This window comes from Tianweitania sp., assembly GCF_032053605.1.
GTDB lineage: Bacteria > Pseudomonadota > Alphaproteobacteria > Rhizobiales > Rhizobiaceae > Tianweitania.
In genome coordinates this window covers 1-4,974 of sequence record NZ_DAMBUH010000161.1, presented here as the reverse complement: position 1 = coordinate 4,974, position 4,974 = coordinate 1, and the positions used below count along the sequence as shown (strand labels likewise).

The following is a 4,974-nucleotide window of genomic DNA, read 5'->3' as shown; positions in this document are numbered from 1 at the left end:
TGGTGACGGCGGTATCTGGGGCTCGAACAATGGCGATGACGGCTTCGTCACGGGCACCAGCAGCGCCGGAGCGAATGCTTCGATCGACGGCAGCGCCTTCAGCCAGCATCTGGCACAGGGTGCGAATCTGCAGCAGAACGCCGTCGACATGACGGTGGTTGGCGGCAGCCTGTCCAGCATGACGGCTGGCGAAGATTCCGACCACGGCACCCACAGCGGCGGCTAACTTCCAACACAGCACAAATCGGCCGCAACGTCGTGCCGACGGAGGCTTGAGCCGTGTTTCTCGACAAGACAACCGAAGCCATCGCCCATTTCGTGGGCCTGTTCGACGTCACCACCGAGGCTGCGCGCCTGCGTAAATCCTTCAACGAATTTACGGCAAAGCAGCAGCACGACCGCGACCCGTCGCATGCCGACAGCCATCCGGTTTCCTTAAACGCCGCGCTCGATCTCGAGGATTTCGATCCCGGCGTTTTGTACCTTCCGCAGCCGTCTCAACTGGTTCGCGTCGTGCATGACACGACGGTGTCCTATCGGCCGCTTCCGACAAAGTCGGCGCGCATTGCGGATCATGATGCTGAAGCAACGCGCTCGCTCCATGCCGCGCATGTATCGCGTAGCGGCCATGGGCAGCTCGACCCGCAAGGATCGATCGCAACCCTGATCCATCAGGAAGCGGTTCTGTCCGACGACGATTATGCTTCCGTCGGCCATCACGGCTTGATTTTCCATCAGATTGGCGATCCCGATGCGCAGCTGGCGCAGCTCGTGGATGCCGCGCACGATCTTTCCCCGCTTTGGGGCCTGGATACCACCGGCACGACGGACAACACGGCAGCGCTGGCCGACTTCATCGACAATGTGACCGTCATGCTGCGTGATTTCGCGGCGCATCACCAAAGCGTGGATGCCGACGACTTCTCCTTGTTCGTGACGAGCGATCCGCTCGGCCAAAGCTTCGTCAACGGCGTGGCGGTGACCGACGATCTTCCGAAGCTGGACGATTATCTCAAAACCAAGCCGGACGACGCCGAAGACGACAGTGCGCTTCCAAGCTCGATACGCCTCGGTGGGGATACACCCTCCACCGCGGCGAGTGCGACCGGCAGCACGGCCTATGGCGGTGCTCTGGCGGACTCGTCCGTCGACGCGTCGACCGGCGGCAACACGCTGGTGAATACTGCGCAAATTGCCAACCAGTGGACGGCCGCGCATGTGATGGCCGCCGTTGGTGATTATCATCAGCTTGACGCGATCGTGCAGATCAACGTGTTTGCCGATCAGGATGCGATCGGCTCGATGTTGCATGGGCTGAATGGGTGGCAGCTGGATGCCAGCGATCCGACACAAGCCTTCAACATTGCCATGTTCAAGCAAACGGATCTCGGCCCGCAGCACGCCGCGAACCTGCTGGCACCCGGTCAATTCCCGTCACAATGGGCCATCACGACGCTGCATGGCGACCTCACCATCATGGCCTGGGTCGAGCAGCTCGCTTTCATGAGCGACAGCGACATCGCGGTGTTGTCGTCGAGCGGATATAAGACCACCGTCACCACCGGTGACAACATGCAGTTGAACGATGTTTTTCTTCAGCAGATCGGCCACTTCTTCGACCTGATCATCGTTGGCGGAAGCATCTACGACGCCAACATCATCCACCAGATGAACGTTCTGCTCGACAGCGATCTTGTCGGCGGCGTCGATGGTTTCCAGACCAACAGCCAGTTCCAGTTGTCGACGCAGGGCAACCTGCTTTGGAACCAGGCCACGATCCACAACATGCATGGCGCCGGCGTTGAAGCCCTGCCGAATGCCTATGGGCAGGCCGCCGCAAACTTTGCGGCCGGCAATGAGAGCCTGCCGGCCGGTGTCATGAACGACCCGATGTTTGCGGGCATGGCGGGTCTGCGCGTGCTTTACGTCACCGGCGATTTCCTCAACCTGAACTATATCAAGCAGACCAACATACTCGGCGACAGTGATCAGATCGCTCTGGCGATGGATCAGGTGAAGGCCGACGCCAATGCCCACTGGACCGTGTCAACGGGCAACAACCAGGTCATCAATCTCGCCGGGATCACCGACGTCGATTATTCCGGCAAGATCTATGCCGGCGGCCATACCTATTCCGACGCCATGCTGGTGCAGGCCGAGCTTGTGTCCAGCAAACCCAGCTTCGGCTTGGCTGATCCCGACCACCTGGTGAACGAGGCGGTGGCCTTTCTGCAGGACAACGCCGTCACGTCGCCGTCCGATCACTGGAATGACAGTTTCGCCAAACCGACGATCGCCGACCATCACGGCGCGGTCGATCCCATGCATAGCATGCTGAGTTAGGTCAGAGGTAAGAACACACATGGTCGACCGGGGGGATTTCCAGCCGTTCCGCGAGGAGCCGGCGGATGAGGCGTCGCAGGACGATACGCATGCCAGACCGAGCACTGCATCCAAGCCGCTGACGCAGATGCTGCGCGGCCCAAGTGAAGCCATCGACAAGACCTTGTCCAATCTCGACACGATGCTGGGCGAGCTGTTCGACCAGGAAATGCTGCAGCGCGCCGGCGTGAAGCGCACAGTGGTGGTTCCTGAAGCCGCAAAGGCGCTGGCGCAAAGCCCGGCGGCGCAGATCCCTATTGCCGCCCCCTTTCAAGCCATCCCGCCGGTCGCGCGGGTTGAGACTCCCCAGCCTTCAGCCAAAGACACCGCAAAGCCAGAAGGCCGGGTTCTTCCCGAAGCACCGCGAGCGCCTGCCGAACCGGAGATGAAGAGCGAATCCAAGCCGTCTGGCATGGTGGTGCTGGAAGCCGATCGCGGTCCGGTGGAAGCGCCGAAGAAGGAGCCTTCGCAGGGCGGACGCGGGCCTTCAGACACCGGCAAGGGCGGTGGCGGCGGTGGTGGCGGCGGGTCTTTCCACAAGCGGCTTGGCCCCGTCGATTATTCCCATTCGCTGCAAGCCGGCATCAAGGCGGTGAAGCACAACCTGGCGATCGTGATGGTGTTCACGCTGGCCACCAATGTGCTGGTTCTGGCTATTCCCATCTATCTGTTCCAGATCTCCGACCGTGTCTTGTCCAGCCGCTCGATCGACACGCTGATCATGCTGACCACGGTGATCGTGGGTGCGGTGCTGATGCAGTCGGTGCTGGATGCACTGCGCCGCTTCATCCTGATGCGTACGGCGGTGGAAGTCGCGGCCCAACTTGGCGCCCCGATCCTGAGTGCGGCGGCCCGCGCGTCCCTGCAAAGCAACGGGCGCGAATATCAGGTGCTGGGCGATTTGCAGCAGCTGCGCTCGTTTCTGACCTCCGGCACGCTGCTTTCGCTGCTCGATGCGCCAGTCGCACCTGTCTTTCTGGTGGCGGTGTTCCTGGTGCATCCGCATCTCGGCTCGATCGTGATCCTGTCGTCCTTCCTGCTTTTGATCGTGGCGATCTTCAACCAGCGCGCGACGCATGCGCATTTTGCCGAAGCCAACGGCCATCTCGTGCGGTCGAACCTTCATCTCGACGCCATGTCGCGCAATTCACAGATCATCAACGCTTTGGCGATGATCCCGGAAACGGTGCGGTTGTGGGGTAGGGACACGGCGTCATCGCTCAGCGCCCAGGTGGAAGCGCAGGATCGCAATATTGGCTTCGCTTCGTTGTCGAAGGCGATCCGGCTTCTGACCCAAGTCTCGATGCTGGGCTGGGGCGCGTTCTTGTCGATCGAGGGCGAGCTGACCGGCGGTATGGTGATCGCGGCTTCGATCATCGCTGGCCGTGCGCTGGGGCCGATCGAAGGCGCGATCGAGGGCTGGCATCAGGTGGTGCAATCGCGCGCCAGCTATCAGCGCATCGCCACGCTTCTGAAGACCTCGTCGATGAACTTCGAGCGGTTGAAGTTGCCGAACCCGGAAGGGCGGCTCGATGTCGAACGCCTGCTTTTCGTTCCCAACGGTACCAAGCGCGTGGTGCTGAACGGCGTGACCTTCTCGCTCATGCCGGGCGACTCCCTTGCGATCATCGGCAATTCGGGTGCCGGCAAGACGACGCTCGGCAAGATGCTGGTCGGCTCCATCCTGCCGACCTCCGGCGCCGTGCGGCTCGATCTGATGGATCTCAGAAATTGGGACCAGCGCCAGTTCGGCGAGAATATCGGTTATCTGCCGCAGGACGTTCAGCTCTTTCCCGGCACGATCAAGGCCAATATCGGTCGCATGCGCGAGGATGCCAGCGACGCCGACATCTATGAAGCTGCCAAGCTTGCCGACGTGCATGAGCTGATCGCTTCGCTCCCACATGGCTACGAGACGGTGGTGGCGGCCGACGGTTCGCCGCTGTCGGGCGGCCAGAAGCAGCGCATCGCACTGGCCCGCGCGTTCTTCGGTTCGCCGAAGATGGTGATCCTAGACGAGCCGAACTCCAATCTCGACAGCTTCGGCGAACAGGCGCTAGCGCGTGCGCTGGATCATGCCAAGCAGAACAAGATCACAGTGGTGACGATCACGCAGCGCCCCGCATTGCTGCAAAGCGTCAACAAGGTGCTCGTGCTGGTTAACGGCACGGTGGTTCTGTTCGGTCCCCGGCAGGAGGTTCTCACCGCGCTGGCTGCGCGCGGCATGAACCTCGAAGGCGGGCCTTTCTCCAACATTCAGATTGATTGAGCGCGAGGGGGAAGGACGCATGACCGACCTGGCCACAGTTCACGGCGGCGAATGGTATGCGGAGGTGCCGCGCTCGATCCGCAAACACACGATCTTTGGCATGGTGCTGCTGGCCGTCATTCTTGGCGGCTTCAGCGCCTGGGGCTTTACCGCACCTCTGGCCGCTGCCGTCATCTCCCAAGGCAGCTTCGTCGCCACCGAGCAGAACAAGATCGTGCAGCATCTCGAAGGCGGCATTATCGAGGAGATCCTGATCAACGAGGGCGACAAGGTCACCGCCGGCCAACCCTTGATCCGGCTGGACAAGACGGCGGCGCAGGCCA

Annotated in this window: 3 protein-coding genes and 1 pseudogene; all 4 read left to right on the top strand. The window is 61.6% G+C overall.

What is annotated here, in order from left to right; genetic code table 11:
- A pseudogene (locus tag RTX98_RS19810) lies at nt 1–226 on the top strand (hypothetical protein); the annotation flags it as partial.
- Between the two features lie 53 nt (nt 227–279).
- Nucleotides 280–2,343, top strand: coding sequence for a type I secretion protein (locus RTX98_RS19805; protein WP_312798587.1), 2,064 nt, complete (start codon nt 280–282; stop codon nt 2,341–2,343).
- A 127-nt stretch (nt 2,344–2,470) separates the two neighbouring features.
- Nucleotides 2,471–4,651, top strand: coding sequence for a type I secretion system permease/ATPase (locus RTX98_RS19800; RefSeq protein WP_416223185.1), 2,181 nt, complete (start codon nt 2,471–2,473; stop codon nt 4,649–4,651).
- 19 nt (nt 4,652–4,670) lie between these two features.
- On the top strand, nt 4,671–4,974 hold a 304-nt coding region (locus tag RTX98_RS19795), incomplete at its 3' end, for a biotin/lipoyl-binding protein (RefSeq protein WP_312798585.1).